At 45.9% G+C, this 15,688-nt stretch carries 14 protein-coding genes; 6 read left to right on the top strand and 8 right to left on the bottom strand.

Going from position 1 to position 15,688, the window contains the following annotated elements:
* Positions 1-7 precede the first annotated feature (7 nt).
* Positions 8-1,303 carry an MFS transporter gene (locus L4C42_RS03445; protein ID WP_353496446.1) on the bottom strand — a complete coding sequence of 432 codons (1,296 nt, stop codon included), beginning with the start codon at positions 1,301-1,303 and terminating at the stop codon, positions 8-10.
* 337 nt (positions 1,304-1,640) lie between these two features.
* Here L4C42_RS03445 and L4C42_RS03440 point away from each other — a divergent pair, with 337 nt between their 5' ends.
* Positions 1,641-3,182 (top strand): sodium:solute symporter family transporter, encoded by a 1,542-nt coding sequence (locus L4C42_RS03440; RefSeq protein ID WP_353496447.1) that lies wholly within the window; start codon positions 1,641-1,643, stop codon positions 3,180-3,182.
* Positions 3,183-3,196: 14 nt separating this feature from the next.
* A complete protein-coding gene (locus L4C42_RS03435) occupies positions 3,197-4,567 on the top strand; it encodes an L-serine ammonia-lyase (RefSeq protein ID WP_353496448.1) in 1,371 nt (456 codons plus the stop codon).
* A gap of 52 nt (positions 4,568-4,619) precedes the next feature.
* Here L4C42_RS03435 and L4C42_RS03430 read toward each other — a convergent pair whose 3' ends face one another.
* The 5 genes from L4C42_RS03430 to L4C42_RS03410 form a co-directional block, all read right to left on the bottom strand.
* Positions 4,620-5,093: a DUF2947 domain-containing protein gene (locus L4C42_RS03430; RefSeq protein WP_353496449.1), complete on the bottom strand. Its 474-nt coding sequence runs from the start codon at positions 5,091-5,093 to the stop codon at positions 4,620-4,622.
* Between the two features lie 8 nt (positions 5,094-5,101).
* Positions 5,102-5,692, bottom strand: a complete 591-nt coding sequence (locus L4C42_RS03425; RefSeq protein WP_353496450.1) for an HD domain-containing protein — start codon at positions 5,690-5,692, stop codon at positions 5,102-5,104.
* The gene (gene rimJ, locus L4C42_RS03420) at positions 5,689-6,267 is read right to left on the bottom strand and encodes a ribosomal protein S5-alanine N-acetyltransferase (RefSeq protein WP_353496451.1); all 579 of its coding nucleotides are present in this window, start codon (positions 6,265-6,267) and stop codon (positions 5,689-5,691) included. Before rimJ ends, L4C42_RS03425 begins: the two co-directional genes overlap by 4 nt.
* Entirely contained in the window at positions 6,267-7,808 is a 1,542-nt protein-coding gene (tyrR, locus tag L4C42_RS03415; RefSeq protein WP_353496452.1) for a transcriptional regulator TyrR, read from the bottom strand. The genes rimJ and tyrR overlap by 1 nt, the downstream gene beginning before the upstream one ends.
* Positions 7,809-7,928: 120 nt before the next feature.
* The gene (locus tag L4C42_RS03410) at positions 7,929-8,258 is read right to left on the bottom strand and encodes an STAS domain-containing protein (RefSeq protein ID WP_112461056.1); all 330 of its coding nucleotides are present in this window, start codon (positions 8,256-8,258) and stop codon (positions 7,929-7,931) included.
* Positions 8,259-8,466: 208 nt separating this feature from the next.
* On the opposite strand from L4C42_RS03410, the gene L4C42_RS03405 reads away from it, so the two are divergent.
* Complete coding sequence (locus L4C42_RS03405; protein ID WP_429759570.1) at positions 8,467-9,312, top strand: DMT family transporter; 846 nt, start codon at positions 8,467-8,469, stop codon at positions 9,310-9,312.
* Between the two features lie 33 nt (positions 9,313-9,345).
* Here L4C42_RS03405 and glpD read toward each other — a convergent pair whose 3' ends face one another.
* The gene (gene glpD, locus L4C42_RS03400) at positions 9,346-10,878 is read right to left on the bottom strand and encodes a glycerol-3-phosphate dehydrogenase (protein ID WP_429759339.1); all 1,533 of its coding nucleotides are present in this window, start codon (positions 10,876-10,878) and stop codon (positions 9,346-9,348) included.
* A 266-nt stretch (positions 10,879-11,144) separates the two neighbouring features.
* Between glpD and glpK the strand changes: the two genes are divergently transcribed.
* The 3 genes from glpK to L4C42_RS03385 all read left to right on the top strand — a co-directional run bounded on the left by glpK (position 11,145) and on the right by L4C42_RS03385 (position 14,719).
* A complete protein-coding gene (gene glpK, locus L4C42_RS03395) occupies positions 11,145-12,635 on the top strand; it encodes a glycerol kinase GlpK (protein ID WP_429759337.1) in 1,491 nt (496 codons plus the stop codon).
* A 194-nt stretch (positions 12,636-12,829) separates the two neighbouring features.
* Positions 12,830-13,276: a hypothetical protein gene (locus L4C42_RS03390; protein ID WP_429759335.1), complete on the top strand. Its 447-nt coding sequence runs from the start codon at positions 12,830-12,832 to the stop codon at positions 13,274-13,276.
* Positions 13,277-13,417: 141 nt separating this feature from the next.
* Positions 13,418-14,719 carry an alpha/beta fold hydrolase gene (locus L4C42_RS03385; protein ID WP_353496457.1) on the top strand — a complete coding sequence of 434 codons (1,302 nt, stop codon included), beginning with the start codon at positions 13,418-13,420 and terminating at the stop codon, positions 14,717-14,719.
* Position 14,720: 1 nt separating this feature from the next.
* On the opposite strand, the gene L4C42_RS03380 is transcribed toward L4C42_RS03385, so the two are convergent.
* The gene (locus tag L4C42_RS03380; RefSeq protein WP_353496458.1) at positions 14,721-15,617 is read right to left on the bottom strand and encodes a LysR substrate-binding domain-containing protein; all 897 of its coding nucleotides are present in this window, start codon (positions 15,615-15,617) and stop codon (positions 14,721-14,723) included.
* Between the last annotated feature and the right edge of the window lie 71 nt (positions 15,618-15,688).

The raw sequence follows: 15,688 nt of genomic DNA, 5'->3' as shown, positions 1-15,688 counted from the left end.
GTACTTTTTAAGCGCTCGCTTGTTGTACTTTTTTCTCTTTGTGGAACACGCCGCCTTTTAGAGTCTCTGGCAGAGTTAGCCATAGTAGACCTGCGATGATCCATACGATTGGTGAGCCCCACATTGCAGTTTGTAGGTCGGTACGTTCTTGGATAAAGATAAGTACCATTGGCGCCCACATACCCAGGATACGACCACCGTGGAACAGTGCTGCACCGTAGCTGCGAAGGTGTGCAGGGAATAGCTCCGAGAAGTAACCACCCCATACGGCCGAGGAAGACAGGCCAAAGTTGTAGATTAGGCCAAGGATAGCCAACATGTTTAGGCCACCAATCACCATGTCACCAGGTGCGATGAAGAAAATCGACACCATGATACCGGCTAGAATGAAACCAAATGCGTTCACTTTGCGACCGAATTTGTCTGCTGCCCAACCCCAGAACCAAGCTCCAAATAGAGAGCCAAATGCTGAGATAGAGAAAATAAGACCGATAGTGGCACCATCAAACATGCGAACTTCGCGTAGATAAGTCGTTACAAAACCACCGAAGAATTGGAAACCGTAGAAGTTAAGACCAGCAAGCAGCAAACAAGTGATAGTAATGGTACGGTTTTGTTTGTTTAACATCTCGCCCCAAGAACCTTTCTTCGCAGGAACATTGCCCTTTTCTGCTTCAGCTTGTTCTTCTTCACCGTAAGCGATCACTTTTTTATCGCTTGGCAATACAAATAGCATCACAACTGCCGCCACTAAAGGAGGAATACCACCCACCCACATTAGGCTTTCCCATGGAGCATCGATACTTGAGATGAATGCTGCATACGCACCCATTACCATCAATGCAACAGAGAACATTGATGAAGCAAATGCCGTCAACTTACCACGCACTGTCGGTGTAAATAGCCCAATCATCAGTGATACCGCCACTGTGAAATAGCCACCAAGTGATAGACCGATGATGAAACGCATCGCAGCCCAAGTCGCGTAGTCAGTGAACATCATATTGATGATGGTCGCTCCGCCATTTAGAGCTGTAATGGCAATCAAGGTATTCTTTTTACCAAATCGAGTGGCGAACCAAGCACAGCTTAGTGCGCCGATTAATGCACCTACCGACTGCCAAGTATAGAACTGAGCGGTATCTGATAGGCTAATGCCGTCGTACGCTTCAACGATGTAGGGGCGTACGTAGTCAATAATTACAAAGTTATAACAGTAAAAGAAGTAACCCACTAAGATAGCAAGATAGGCTGCTACCCTTTGGAACATTGGTACTTCACTCATGTGTTTTTTAGCGGTCATAGCCGTTAAACCCCTATTTTAATTAGGTATCTTATTTTGATGGGCGATTACAGTTTGGAATAGACTCTCTTAACTGTCCCCCTCCTGCGAGACGAATATTACTTTTTTTGCCGCTAAAAGATCCGTGATCCATATCAAAAACCAATGAATACGCACCCAAAGTGTATTTTTTGGTGATGATGATCACACAAACCATCAAAATCCGAAGGAACGCTGCTAATTTAATCGATTTAGTAGATAAATCTCACATTTATTGACCCAAAACCGTATCACTCACCTACAATCACGATAGAATCTCCGTGAATTCGAAGTAATAGATGTTTTGGAATACGCAATAATGGTTACGTACTCAAGTTTCATTGTAATCGCTCTTTATATTACAACTACTTTATTTATCAGCTACTTAGTAAATAAACGACTGAAGACCGGTGGAGATTTTTCAACAGGGGGACGTCAATTCGGTTGGTTTACTGCAGGCGTATCCATACTCGCGACTTATATAAGCGCGATGACGTTTATTGGTATGCCCGGATGGGTATATGGCACAGGGATGGAAGCAATGGCCATCCACCTTAACTACCCTTTAGTGATATTTTTTGCCGTGGTGTTCTTCGTGCCTGTCTTCTACAAGCTCAAGCTCACATCAATCTATGAATATTTGGAGATGCGCTTCGGTATTTACGCTAGAACCATCAATTCTATCGTGTTTTTGATGGTTCAATGTATTTCTGCTGGGGTGATTTTGTATGCTGTATCGCTGATTTTGGTTCAAGTGATGCCAATTACTATTATCCAAGCCATTCTGTGTATTAGCATATTTACCGCGATTTATACCTATGCCGGTGGTATCTCCACAGTAATTTGGACTGATATGCTTCAATCACTGATCTTGGTGATAGGCACTATCGCAATCTTCGTGATCCTGATCTTTGATATAGATAGTAGCGTCAAATCAACACCTGAAATGCTGAATGTAATCAACTTGAGTCTGGATCCAAGTGTCGATACCACCCTTTGGGCAGGACTGGTCGCCGTAGCGTTTTTACACTTAAGTGTTTATGGCACCAACCAGTTGATCATTCAGCGTACGTTAGCAACCAAATGCGTCAACACTGCACAAAAATCCATGCTGCTTTGCGGTTATGGCGCATTTTTCATCTATCTATTATTTGCGATTCTAGGTGTGCTGCTCAACCTCTTCTATGATGGACAAGCATTCGATAATCAGAATGAAGTCATCTTGGATTTTGTATTTAACCACACTAACCCCATTGTGGTTGGATTGATCATTTCTGCTCTAGCCGCCGCAGCAATGTCAACGCTAGACTCAACGTACAACTCGATGGCGACGGTCGCGACATTTGATATCTACAAACGCTTTATTAATACCGATGCAACTGATGCTCATTACGAGGGAACCGCGCGCAAAATGAGTTTGGTCGCAGCAGCTTCTGTCGTGATTCCGGCAATTTTGGCCGTATCAAATGAATCAGTATTGAAAACAATCGCTAGTCTGACCTCAATTTTTGTAGGTATTCGTTTAGGCTCTTTTGTGTTAGGAATAGCATCTAGTAAAGCCAACGAAAAAGGCATTATTCTCGGAAGCATTGTTAGCATGGTCGCTGTGTTTGCCGCTAAAGGAATGGACATCGCGTGGCCGTGGTTTGCACCAATAGGGACATTGGTATTTTTGGTCGTAGGATTGGCCACTAGCTATAAATGGGGCGAAATAACGCCCGAGCAGCTAGACTTTATTCATAAACAGAAGCACTTGATCGCTAAGCCGAAAGCCAGTCATTACGGGCTATTTGCCTTCGCGGCGTTCACGGTGGTTATTTGTCTCTATATCCCTGACTGGCTCGGTTCAGTACTGCTGTAAAAAGGTAATAGAATATGTTGTCCATTTTCGACATCTACAAAGTTGGCGTCGGCCCTTCAAGCTCACACACGAATGGTCCAATGATCGCTGGTTATCAGTTCACAACATTAATTGCAGATCAACTCGATCGCGTTCGAAGAGTTCAAATCGACCTCTATGGTTCGCTCTCTTTAACGGGCATTGGTCACCATACTGATCGAGCCACTATCCTTGGCCTACTTGGCAACAAACCGGACACTATCAAGATTTCAAGTGCTAACCAAGCCATGAAGAAAGCCATTAATGATGGCACACTGCCTCTCGCTGGTACGCACAACATCGGATTCAACTACAAAACCGACATGCTGTTTCATGAAGAAAACCTCCCTCTCCATGAAAACGGCATGACGATCTCCGCGTTTGATAGCGAAGGTAATCGTGTTGGTTTCGAAACTTATTACTCAATCGGTGGCGGTTTCATCGCAACGGAATATGAGCTACAACATGGCAAAGACGAGCAAGAAGTCAGCGTTGAGTATCCATTCACCAACGCAGATGAAATGTTAGCGCTTGCCGAGAAGAGCGGCATGAGTCTTGGCGGTATGGTGCTTCGTAACGAACTCGCGTTTAAAGACATCGAATATATAAACGCAAAAACGGAACAAATTTGGCGTGTAATGACACGCTGTATGGAACGTGGCTTTGAAACAGAAGGTATTTTAGACGGTGGTCTAAACGTCACACGCCGCGCACCTAATCTTCTTAAGAAGCTCGAAGCGAACGCCGCAATAGAAAACGATCCAATGGAAATCATGGATTGGATTAACTTGTTCGCTTTTGCTGTCAGCGAAGAGAACGCGGCAGGTGGTCAGGTAGTTACCTCTCCGACTAACGGCGCTGCCGGCGTCATCCCAGCGGTTCTGATGTACTACCACAGATTCATCAAAGAGCTCGACACCAAACAGCTTAAAGACTTCCTTGCTGTGTCTGGTGCTATTGGCATCTTGTACAAAACCAATGCCTCTATCTCTGGTGCTGAAGTGGGCTGTCAGGGTGAAGTTGGTGTGTCCTCTTCAATGGCAGCGGCAGGCCTAACAGCACTTCGCGGTGGCAGCAACGAGCAAATGTGTATCGCGGCAGAAATCGCAATGGAGCACTCGCTCGGTATGACTTGTGACCCTATCGGTGGTTTGGTTCAAGTTCCATGTATTGAACGAAACGCCATGGGTGCGGTGAAAGCCATTAACGCTTCACGTATGGCGCTTAAGCGCACAAGCAAGTGCTTAATCTCTCTGGATAAAGTCATTGATACCATGTACCAGACGGGTAAAGATATGAATAAGAAGTATCGTGAAACCTCTCAAGGTGGTTTAGCACTGATTCACCTTGCTCCACCTTGTGAATAAACTTTGTTTGCAAAAACAGCAGCCGATGGCTGCTGCTTTTATTGAGAACATCTTACTTGCGCTTGCCGAGTTTCACGGTGCCGTTGGTTGAGAACCACAGAGCTTCAGAGCGGCGTCGGCCTAGCAGGATTGGACCGTCATCGTAAAATAGAAAGTTTTTCCAATAACGTTTAAAGGTCGACCATTTCGTTTCAATTACGTTGTACTTTTCGTAGCAGAAGTAAACGGTAACGTCATCTTGCCAGTCGATAAACTGCGCTACTGCTTCTGGCAGATCGTTTTCATCCGCTTCCCACGCCTGCATCCAATCAACTTCATCCCACCAGTTATTGTCTTTCATCGGCCAGTCTTGGCTACTGAGACGCTCTGCATCCGGACTTTGCGCGCTGATGTTTTCTTTCCAAAACTGCGCAGCTCGTGCTTGCGTCATCGGTTTGATTTGCGGCCAATCAACTTCTGGTACTGGCATTGATTGATGAGTAAAAATCCATTTTCTTTGGTATTCATCCAAAGTTGTGTACGACATTCAGTTTCCTAATTCTTTAACCAGCCATTTTCAACGGCTTCTTCAATGAGCGATTTTGCTTTATCCCAAAGCACTTGTGAACCTTTTTCTATCTTTTGATTCACCTGAATCGCTTGAGTCTCCGTTACTTTGTTCTCAATCCAACTTTGTCCCTGATTGTGATAGTTAAGCAACATCGGTATTAGTCTATCTAGCGCTTTAGCGAACTTGGCTTCCGAAGATTCAGCTTGTTCAAACTCACGCCAAATAGTAAACAGCTCTTCACCTTGATCTTCAGGTAGCATGCCAAACAAACGCTCGGCCGCTTCAAGCTCTTTTTGCTCTTGCAATTGAGATGCCTGGACATCGTAGACAAAGGTATCTCCAGCATCAATTTCGACAATATCGTGCAAAAGCAGCATCTTAATGACTTTTGTTATATCCACTGGCTCATTGGCATGCTCTTGAAACAGCAACGCCATCATGGCGACATGCCAACTGTGCTCCGCACTATTTTCAAAACGGCTTTCTGCACTGCGAATACGGGTACGGCGCAAGACAGACTTCAACCTGTCTAACTCCATCAATAAGTTCAGTTGCTGCTCTAGTCTATCGCTCATGATTCCTTCCAATTTGGATTATGAAGCGCCGTCAGTATGTGATCTTCCCACTGGCCATTGATCAGCAAATAATCTTTAGCAAACCCTTCTCGCTCAAATCCCATATGCTGCAACACGGCTTCACTTCGCTTATTGTGAGGCATATAGCTGGCAGCTATGCGATGCATATTTTGAAACTCAAACATGTAAGGGATGGCCATAGACAAGGCGCGGCGCATGTACCCTTGCCCTTGCGCATCTTGAGCCAGAGAGTAGCCTAAATTGCATGAATGGAAGGGAAAGCGAACTAAATTGCTAAACGAAACCGTCCCCTTCATTTCTTTGGTGTCTGCATCAAATACCAGACAGTAATAAGCCAAACCTAATCGGTGCAACTCTTCCAGTTTGAGCAGTTTATTCGCCCAAGTATCCACTTGGAAGAAACCGGGTTCACGCTTTGGCTCCCATGGCTCTAAAAATTCACGATTGTCACGAAAATACTGAGCCACGGTGTAAGCGTCTGAGGGCGCTGAACTTCGAACCAGCACATTGCCCTCACAGCGATGCAATTGCACCGCTGAGCTTCTGTCTTCCATTAATTCTTCCTGATGTTGTAATCGCGCAGCTTGTTAGCAATTGAGGTGTGAGAAACATTCAATCGCTTGGCAAGCTTACGGCTGGATGGAAACGACTGATAAAGCTTTTCGAGTACCTTTGACTCGTAGTCTTTCATAATGTCATCCAACGAGCCATCAATGTTCAGATTCACATTTCCTGCACTCACCGCTTCCAGTTTCGGTAAGTTGAAATCTTCTAACTTCAGTCTTGCACCACTCGCTTGGGTGAGTGCGCGCAACACCATATTATCAAGCTGTCTCATGTTGCCAGGCCAAGGGTAATTGCTGAGCGCATCCAGAAGTTCATCGTCAGCTTCTGGTTTGGTGATGCCCAGTTTAGCGCTGTGCTTGGCAACGAACAGCTCAAGCAGTGGGGCGATGTCGCTCGCTCGCTCTCTAAGCGGCGGTATCGTCAACGTCAGTACATTGAGTCGATAATAAAGGTCTTCCCTAAATGCGCCCTGCTCTGCCAAATCCGCTAAGTTGTGACGAGTTGAAGCAATGATTTTGACATCGACATGCACTTCGTGTTCTTCACCGACACGGCGGAAAGTGCCGTCTTGCAAGAAGCGCAATAGCTTGATTTGTAGGTGCGGACTCATCTCACCAATTTCATCAAGTAACACAGTGCCGCCATTAGCCTGCTCAAAAATACCTTTATGGCCGTGTTGGTGATTAAACGAGCCTGGCGCATGGCCAAACAGCTCTGTTTCCGCCACATCATCCGGCATAGAGGCACAACTAAGTACCAAAAATGGCTGAGAAGCGCGATGAGAGCGGTTATGACACGCCTTCGCTAACATCTCTTTGCCTGTACCAGTCTCACCTTCAATCAGAAGTGGCTGGTCAAGCATGGCAAGCTTTTTCGCTTGGCTCATTAGTGCTTTGTGACGATTTGAGAGACCAACAAAGTGCTCAAAGCCTAACGTGTTACTGTCCGCCAACGACTCAGTTGTCATGGCGTGAGTGGTGGGATGAATACTCATTACAGCACTGGCGAGCACCGTTTCATTCGACTCACCAGTAATATAAACCGGCAAGATCTCCATGGTATAATCCAAGCCGTCGATGACAATCGCTTGTTTTTGTCTAGTGATATCGCCTTCGATCCATTTGGCAAAGTTAAAGCTTGGCAATACATGGGAGATAAGCTGACCCATGGCCTCATCTTCACTCTTTGCGAGTAGTTTGAGCGCCGCATGGTTTGCCATATCGATGGCGCCCTTAAGATCAATGGAAAGTACCGGATATGGTAAATTAGTCAGCAAAGACACCAACTCGGTGTTGTGTCGCTCACTAGGCATAAACTGGATTTTTCGTACGTCTTTCACCCCTGAAATACGGCGGATTTCCGCCATCAGGTCGCGAAAAGTTTCAAAGTCTATATCGGGGCAATTGAGATAAATGATGCCCGTGATATCGATTTCGATACCACGTAAGTCGATACTATTGGATGCCAAGATATCGAGCAGCTCTCGAGTTAACCCGAGTCTGTCTTCGCAAAGGACTTCTAAACGCACTTTGTGTTCCTGTAGAAAGTGTCACGAATTGTTGACACTAAGTGTGTATGACTCAGCGAGAGTCGTCAACAAAAACAGAAAGTTGCATGAGCGAAATGCGTTGTTTTTAAGCGTAAAAAGTTAACCAGCCAAAATAGCTTGCTCTAAATCACTGTATACCTTAACGATTTGATCGACTTTAGTAACTTTGAAAAGCTGCAATACCGGCGCACTCTCTGTAACGACAGAAATGTCCGATTGTTGGTGGTGCTTCTTAAATGCCATCAGTACCCCAAGGGCACTACTGTCCATAAAACTCACATGGGTCAAGTCGAGTAATATGGGTTTATCGCCTGTCTCTGGCATATCATCAATAAAATCACGAAACTGGGTGACCAGTTTGGCGTCAAACCTAGCGGACTCGACCTCGATTACGGTCAGCGAGTCATTGCTGTACGTTGCAAAAGTCATAAACACCTCTCGCCAAGATGTGTGCGGTACATTTAGTCTAATTTTTATTTATCTTCACTTATGAATATAGTCGCAATTCATTATTCGTACAGCATTCGACAACAAACAGTCCTTGTCGTCAATATTGATGTAGCTAAGACACGTTTTTTGGCGCAGAATACACAAAAAACATAAAGACCATACGATTTTGAACTATCTCGCTTAATTAATTTTAGTTTTCACTACACTGCTTGCTGGTGCCGGATGGGTATTCTCTAAAGAAGCCATTGTCGGATTGCCACCTTTCGGCTTTATTGGGTTGCGCTTTGTCTTTGCGTCGCTATTACTTCTGCCATTTTGTCTAAAAGCGCTTAAAGCGGCTCCTCTCGCCGACTGCTTACGAGCCCTCAGCGTCGGTGGATTTTTAGGCTGCGCCATTTTTAGCTGGATCTATGCGATTTCTATTAGTGACACGCTAGGTGAAGGCGCGTTTATCATGAGCCTTTCTATGCTCATCGTGCCGATCGTGGCTTGGATGCTGTTCAAAACTAAACCTATCCGTGCGTTTTGGCTATCACTACCTATCGCCATGGTTGGTTTATTCTTATTATCGTGGAAAGGAAGTTGGACATTTGATGCGAGCCAACTGTGGTTTTTGATTTCCGCCATCGGACTTGCGGTGCATTTTAACTTCAACAGCAAGTATTCAGTTCGGCTCTCACCGATCCTACTTGCTACGTTACAGTTATTTTCTACCGGCGTGCTTGGTCTGATCCTGTCCTACTTTACCGAGACTTGGCCAAGTGAAATTTCGACAACGACTTGGAAATGGTTTGGGCTTAGTGTCGTCCTAGCGACAAGCCTGCGTTACTTAATGCAGACCACAGGTCAGAAGCTGGCCAACCCAACCAACGCAGCGCTGCTGATGCTATTAGAGCCCATTTGGACGCTGATTTTGAGCGTGATGATATATCACGAGCCTATGCCGTTTAACAAAATACTTGGCTGTTCACTACTACTTGGCTCGCTCATTTTTTATCGACTCAGTTCTATGATTCGCTTGCGAAAACGCTAACCAAAAAAAAGCGCGCCTTGGCGCGCTCACCGTCTACTCTCCCGCACATTTCAGTATTGTAAGTCTTCGCGCAGAGATACATGTTGCGATGTACGCTGCAAGCTTCTCAGTTTGCAGTTCCGAGAACTCTAGTCCTAGCTTAGTTCTTCGCCACAATACATCATCACAGCAGGTTGCCCATTCATTTTGCATCAGGTAATCAACTTCCGCTTGATAGAGTCCATGACCAAAATGTTCACCAAGCGCTTCATTTTCCGAAGCCCCAGCAACAATTTTCTCCAAGCTTGTACCGTAAGCCCGTACCCAGCGATTGATAAGATCAACATCAAGCCACGGATAGCGTTTCGCGGTTTTTTTCGCTAAGGCTTCTCTGGTAGAGAAGTTTCCGCCCGGCAGTATCGCCTCTTTTGTCCAAGGCGAGCCCATATGCGGGAAGAATGGCGCTAGCTTATCCACCGCCGCCTGTCCAAGTTTACGATACGTTGTGAGCTTGCCGCCAAAAATCGATAGCAATGGAGCGTCATCAAGCTCATCATCGAGCTCAATCGTGTAATCACGAGTTACCGCTTGCGGATCATCTGATTCATCTTCGCACAGTGGTCTTACACCAGACCAATCCGACACTATGTCTTGTTTGTTGATTTTTGTTTTGAAGTGTTGGTTCACTATTTCACACAAATAGTCCGTTTCGCTGTCATCAATCACCACCTTGCTCGGGTCGCCTTGATAATCCACATCCGTCGTACCAACCACAGAGTATTTATCCATATAAGGGATGACGAAAACAATACGCTTGTCCTCGTTTTGCAAAATGTAGGCGTGATCGCCTTGGTACATGCGGGGAACAACAATGTGACTCCCTTTGACCAATCGGATGCTTCTTGGAGATGGTAAAGCCAGTTGGTCATCAAAAAAGCGGTCAACCCACGGGCCAGCTGCGTTAACTAAGGCTTTAGCTCGTAACAACTGAGTTTCTCCAGTTAGATCATTACTGGTTTCAACAAGCCAGCCGTCTGCCAATCTGCGGGCTCCTGTGCATTTGGTTTGCGTCAATATCTCGGCTCCTTTCTCCGTTGCCAGCATGGCGTTAGCGACAACCAAACGCGCATCATCAACCGCACAGTCAGAGTACTCAAAACCAATTTTCATCTCTGGTAGAAGTGGACTTTCATCGCCAGAAAATTTAACGCTATTGCTGCCAAGTAAAGACACTCGTTTTCCTAAGTGATCGTAAAGGAAAAGCCCAGCGCGTATCATCCACGCTGGACGCAGATGAGGGCGATGAGGTAACTGGAAGCGCAATGGGGCAACTAAGTGGGGAGCGTTTTTCAACAGCACTTCTCTTTCAGCTAATGCTTCTGACACCAAACGAAACTCGTAATGTTCAAGGTATCTAAGCCCACCATGAATGAGTTTACTGCTGGCTGATGACGTAGCCGAAGCAAGATCGTTCATCTCAACCAGAGCGACATCCAATCCGCGCCCCGCTGCATCTGCAGCCACAGCCACACCATTAATACCGCCGCCTATAACTATTACGTCGTAATTGTTGTTCGATTCACCCATCCCCGATTGCCTCCGTTAGCTTCGCCATTCAATGAGCACATACGAACAATATAATGTTCGAAAACGAACAATGCGAGCATTTTGATAGCAAAATGTTAAATTTGTTCATTTCTATCACTTTGCTCACACATTCTTCGTCCTGCTTTGAATATTATTATCAACACCACTATTATCATCCAATATTGTTCTCTGTATCGCTTTCGACTCATGGTCGAAAACGAACAGATTCTTTCATTAACACTCATCGATAGATAGACGGATACTCTATGAATAACAAAAACGTCATCATCGCTCTCGACCAAGGCACCACCAGCTCACGAGCGATCGTCTTTGATCATGACGCCAATGTCATCACAACTTCTCAACGCGAATTCACTCAAATCTACCCGCAACTAGGTTGGGTTGAGCATGACCCCATGGAAATTTGGGCAACACAACGCTCATCGCTGACCGAAGCCCTTGCCCAAGCAGATATTGGCAGTGATCAAGTCGCCGCAATTGGCATTACCAATCAAAGAGAAACCACTATCGTCTGGGATAAAAACTCCGGACAACCCATCTACAACGCTATCGTTTGGCAATGTCGCCGCACTGCTGATTACTGTGACAAACTCAAAGCCAATGGCCACGAGCAAATGATTCAAGACAAAACGGGCTTAGTCGTGGATGCGTATTTCTCCGCATCAAAAGTGGCGTGGATACTGGACAACGTAGAAGGTGCGCGCGAAAAGGCCGATAACGATGAACTGCTCTTCGGTACGGTCGATACCTGGTTAGTTTGGAAACTTACCCACGGTAAAGCGCATGTGACTGACGTGAGTAACGCTTCAAGAACCATGCTATTCAACATTCATACCCTAGACTGGGATGAAGAATTACTCGACCTCTTTGATATTCCGCGAACCATGTTGCCAAGTGTAAAGTCATCGAGCGAAATCTACGGCCATACACAAATAGGCGGTGGCAGCCATGCTATTGCCATTAGTGGTATCGCCGGGGACCAACAAGCTGCGCTGTTTGGCCAGCAATGTGTCAAAAAAGGCATGGTGAAGAACACCTATGGCACGGGTTGCTTTTTGCTGATGAACACTGGGAGCAAGCCAGTTAAATCTCAACATGGTCTACTCACTACAGTAGGCTATCAAATCGGCGATGAAGTCACGTATGCCCTTGAAGGCAGCGTATTTATGGGTGGTGCAACAATTCAATGGCTGCGAGACGAGTTAGGGTTGATTCGTGATGCCAAAGACACGGCGTATTTTGCCCAGCAAGTGGACAGCTCAAACGGTGTTTATTTAGTGCCAGCATTTGTCGGGCTGGGTGCGCCTTATTGGGATCCTCATGCGAGAGGCAGCTTAGTTGGCTTAACCCGAGGGACTAATCGCAATCACATTATTCGCGCAGCACTGGAAGCTATAGCTTATCAAAGTAAAGATGTGTTACTGGCAATGGAAGAAGACTCAGGCATCAAACTCAATCAAATACGAGTCGATGGCGGCGCTGTCGCCAATGATTTTTTGATGCAATTTCAATCCGACATCATGGGTAGCAAAGTGGTTCGTCCAATGGTTCGTGAGTCAACAGCTCTGGGAGCTGCCATGCTTGCTGGACTCGCCGTTGGCTATTGGAACAACCAAGAAGAACTCGCTGATAAAAAGGAGATCGAGCGAACCTTTAGTCCTGAATTAGAACGCGAAAAACGTGAGACCCTTTACGACGGTTGGTTGACGGCTATTGGGCGAACGAAAACTCATTAGGCTTAGCCCTACAATAATAACGCACCGCCTGGTGCGTTTTTTTACGCCTCTGCACCTGATTCAATGCCTATCTTCGAACCAAAGATGCATAAACAACAGTTGCAATCGCAACTATTGCAATGTAGTATACCTGCTATTAAATGATGACCATGGTCATCACTTTCTATTCAACAGTTATAAGTGGGACGATTGGCATGAAAAAAACGCTATCAATAATACACCGCACTGCGGCTTTAACGGCCTTTCTTTTGATTTCGTCATTTTTTCTAAGCACGGTTATGGTCGAAATCTTTGGTGGATACAACGCCATTCTAACGGTTAAGACCTACATTTGTTACGCGGTGTGGCTACTCATCCCAGCTATGGCGACAGCTGGAATTACTGGTACGAAACTGGCTCCAAAAGCAACAAAAGGACTCGTTGGTGCCAAGAAAAAGCGTATGCCGTTTGTTGCGGCTAATGGTCTTCTGATTTTACTTCCTGCCGCTATCTATCTTCAGCACCTAGCGAGTATCGGAAGTTTCAATACAACCTTCTACGTGATACAGGCAATCGAACTTTTAGCAGGTCTTACCAATCTTACACTCATGGGGCTCAACATTCGTGACGGAGTGAAGATGACTCGCGCTCGTTCGGCATAACTATCTGAAAAGAAACTAGAGAATCGGCACTAAACGGTGGTGTTTTCACACGAAAACCGCTAAGTTCAGCGAGCGCTGTCAGAGTAACAGCGCGTCGATTCTATTGTTAAATGTACTGTTATTCTTCACGGATGCTTGAATATGACCCAAACTTCTCCTGCTTTTATTGATGGCGGTTTAAAATATACCCCTCACTACTTTACGGTTCCTCTCGACTACCAAGACTCTGCAAAAGGTTCGTTGCAACTCTTCGCGAGAGAAGTCACTCTCGCCAAAGACAACGCCAAAAAGCCCTGGCTGGTCTTTTTTCAAGGCGGCCCTGGCTTTCCATCTCCGCGCCCCAATGGTCAGAGCGGCTGGCTAAAACGGGCTTTGCAGGACTATCGCGTATTGCTGCTTGACCAGCGGGGCACAGGGAACAGTAGTGTTGTTAGTCACCAGACCTTGGCACACCTTTCTCCAAGTGACCAAGCTGACTATTTAAGCTATTTCCGTGCAGATAACATCGTTCGGGATGCTGAATTTATTCGTCAGGCTTTTGGAGTTACCCAATGGTCTATCTTAGGGCAAAGCTTTGGCGGTTTTTGCTCTCTGACCTACCTGTCACTGTTTCCGGACAGTCTGAGCCGTGCCTACATAACTGGCGGCGTACCCTCAATAGAACGACATCCTGACGATGTCTACAACGCTACGTTCAAGCGTACCAAAGAGAAAAACCAACAGTTTTTCCATCAGTTCCCACATGCCCAATCGCTCTGCAAAAAAATTGCTAACCATCTGGCGACAAACAAGGTGACTTTACCGAATGGGCAGGTTTTCACCGTGGAACAATTTCAGCAAATCGGGATTAATTTTGGAGTCAGCGATACCTTCCTTCCAACCTATTACTCTCTTGAAAATGCGTTCATTGAAGTGGATGGAAAGCCAACATTACGTTACGAATTCCTGAATGAAATGCTGGCGCAACAGGCATTTCAAACCAACCCTATTTATGCGCTTTTGCACGAGTCCATTTATTGCCAAGGCTTTGCATCAAATTGGTCTGCTGATCGCGTTAGGCAACAGCACGATGAGTTTAATTGCCAACCGGGCGACGACTGTTTCTATTTCACCGGCGAAATGGTATTCCCGTGGATGTTTGAGCAATACCAATGCTTAGAACCCCTTAAAGATGCCGCCAACCTACTCGCAGAAAAAGCGGATTGGGGCTCGCTATACAATGCAGAAGTATTGGCAAACAACCGAGTTCCCGTAAGTTGCGCCGTGTACGCTGACGATATGTTTGTTGAGATGGATATCAGCCGGGAAACACTCGCTAAAATCCCCAATTCAAAAGCTTGGATCACCAACGAATATGAACATAACGGGTTGCGAGCAGATGGCGAGCGCATTCTAGACAAGTTGATCGAAATGGGTGATCACATCCATTACTGTCAGCAATAGGCTAGTTCAACGTCGACTGGCTCTGTTCTTTAAGCCAGTCTTTGAATAATCTTGTATACGGGTCGTCGAATTGGGTAATGATAAAGTACCCAGCATGAGCCGCTATCGGTGCAAAAGGGGCGATCAGTCGTCCCTGTTCGATCTCATTCCCTAGTAACGCTTGTCTCGCTAACGCAACGCCTACACCCGCCTCCGCTGCTGACATGGCCATATCGGTTCGATTGAAAAAGTGTCCTTTGTTGGTCTCGATGTCCAGTCTTTGTTCAGAAGCCCAGTATTGCCATTCATAGTCCTTTGGCACTCCCTGCCACGGCATTATGTCGTGGAGTAATGTCACCTGCTGCCATGCCTCGCTCCCTTGCTGCAGCCCTGGGTATTTAGCCAGATAATCGCGACTCAACACAGGAATTAGCCACTCCTCCATCAGCAGTTCAGCCTCTGAACGCTTATAGGGCATCGGCCCATAATCAATAGCGATATCAAAGTCCCGATTGTCGCTGTCCACCAGCGCCCCTTCTGCTAAGGTATGGGTCTGGACGTCTGGATAGCGACGATGAAAGTCCTCGAGTCTGGGCACTAACCACTTAAAAGCAAACGAGGGAGTTAATTTGAGCCTGATCTGTTTACGTTCAGAAACACGAGTTAGTTGGAATACATTTTCCTCAATAGCGGCTAAGTGATGACTTGTGGCTTCCACTAACCGATTACCCTGCTCCGTTAATCGTATTCCACGAGCATGGCGTTCAAATACACTAAAACCTAACTTATCCTCTACCTGTTGCAATTGCTGACTTACTGCACCGACTGTTAGATTGAGTTGCTTTGCTGCACTGGTAATACTGGTATGTCGAGCAACAACACAAACTAAGTTCACCCCATTTAACAATGCTGACTTCATTTCGAGCCTTTAATATTTCTAAAATCTGCTATTAATTCTTATCGATTGTTAACCAAATGTAAATTAACCAT

It is taken from the genome of Vibrio wakamikoensis (assembly GCF_050337275.1).
In the GTDB taxonomy this organism is placed as follows: Bacteria; Pseudomonadota; Gammaproteobacteria; order Enterobacterales; family Vibrionaceae; genus Vibrio; species Vibrio chaetopteri.
This window is presented reverse-complemented; position numbering and strand designations above follow the sequence as displayed.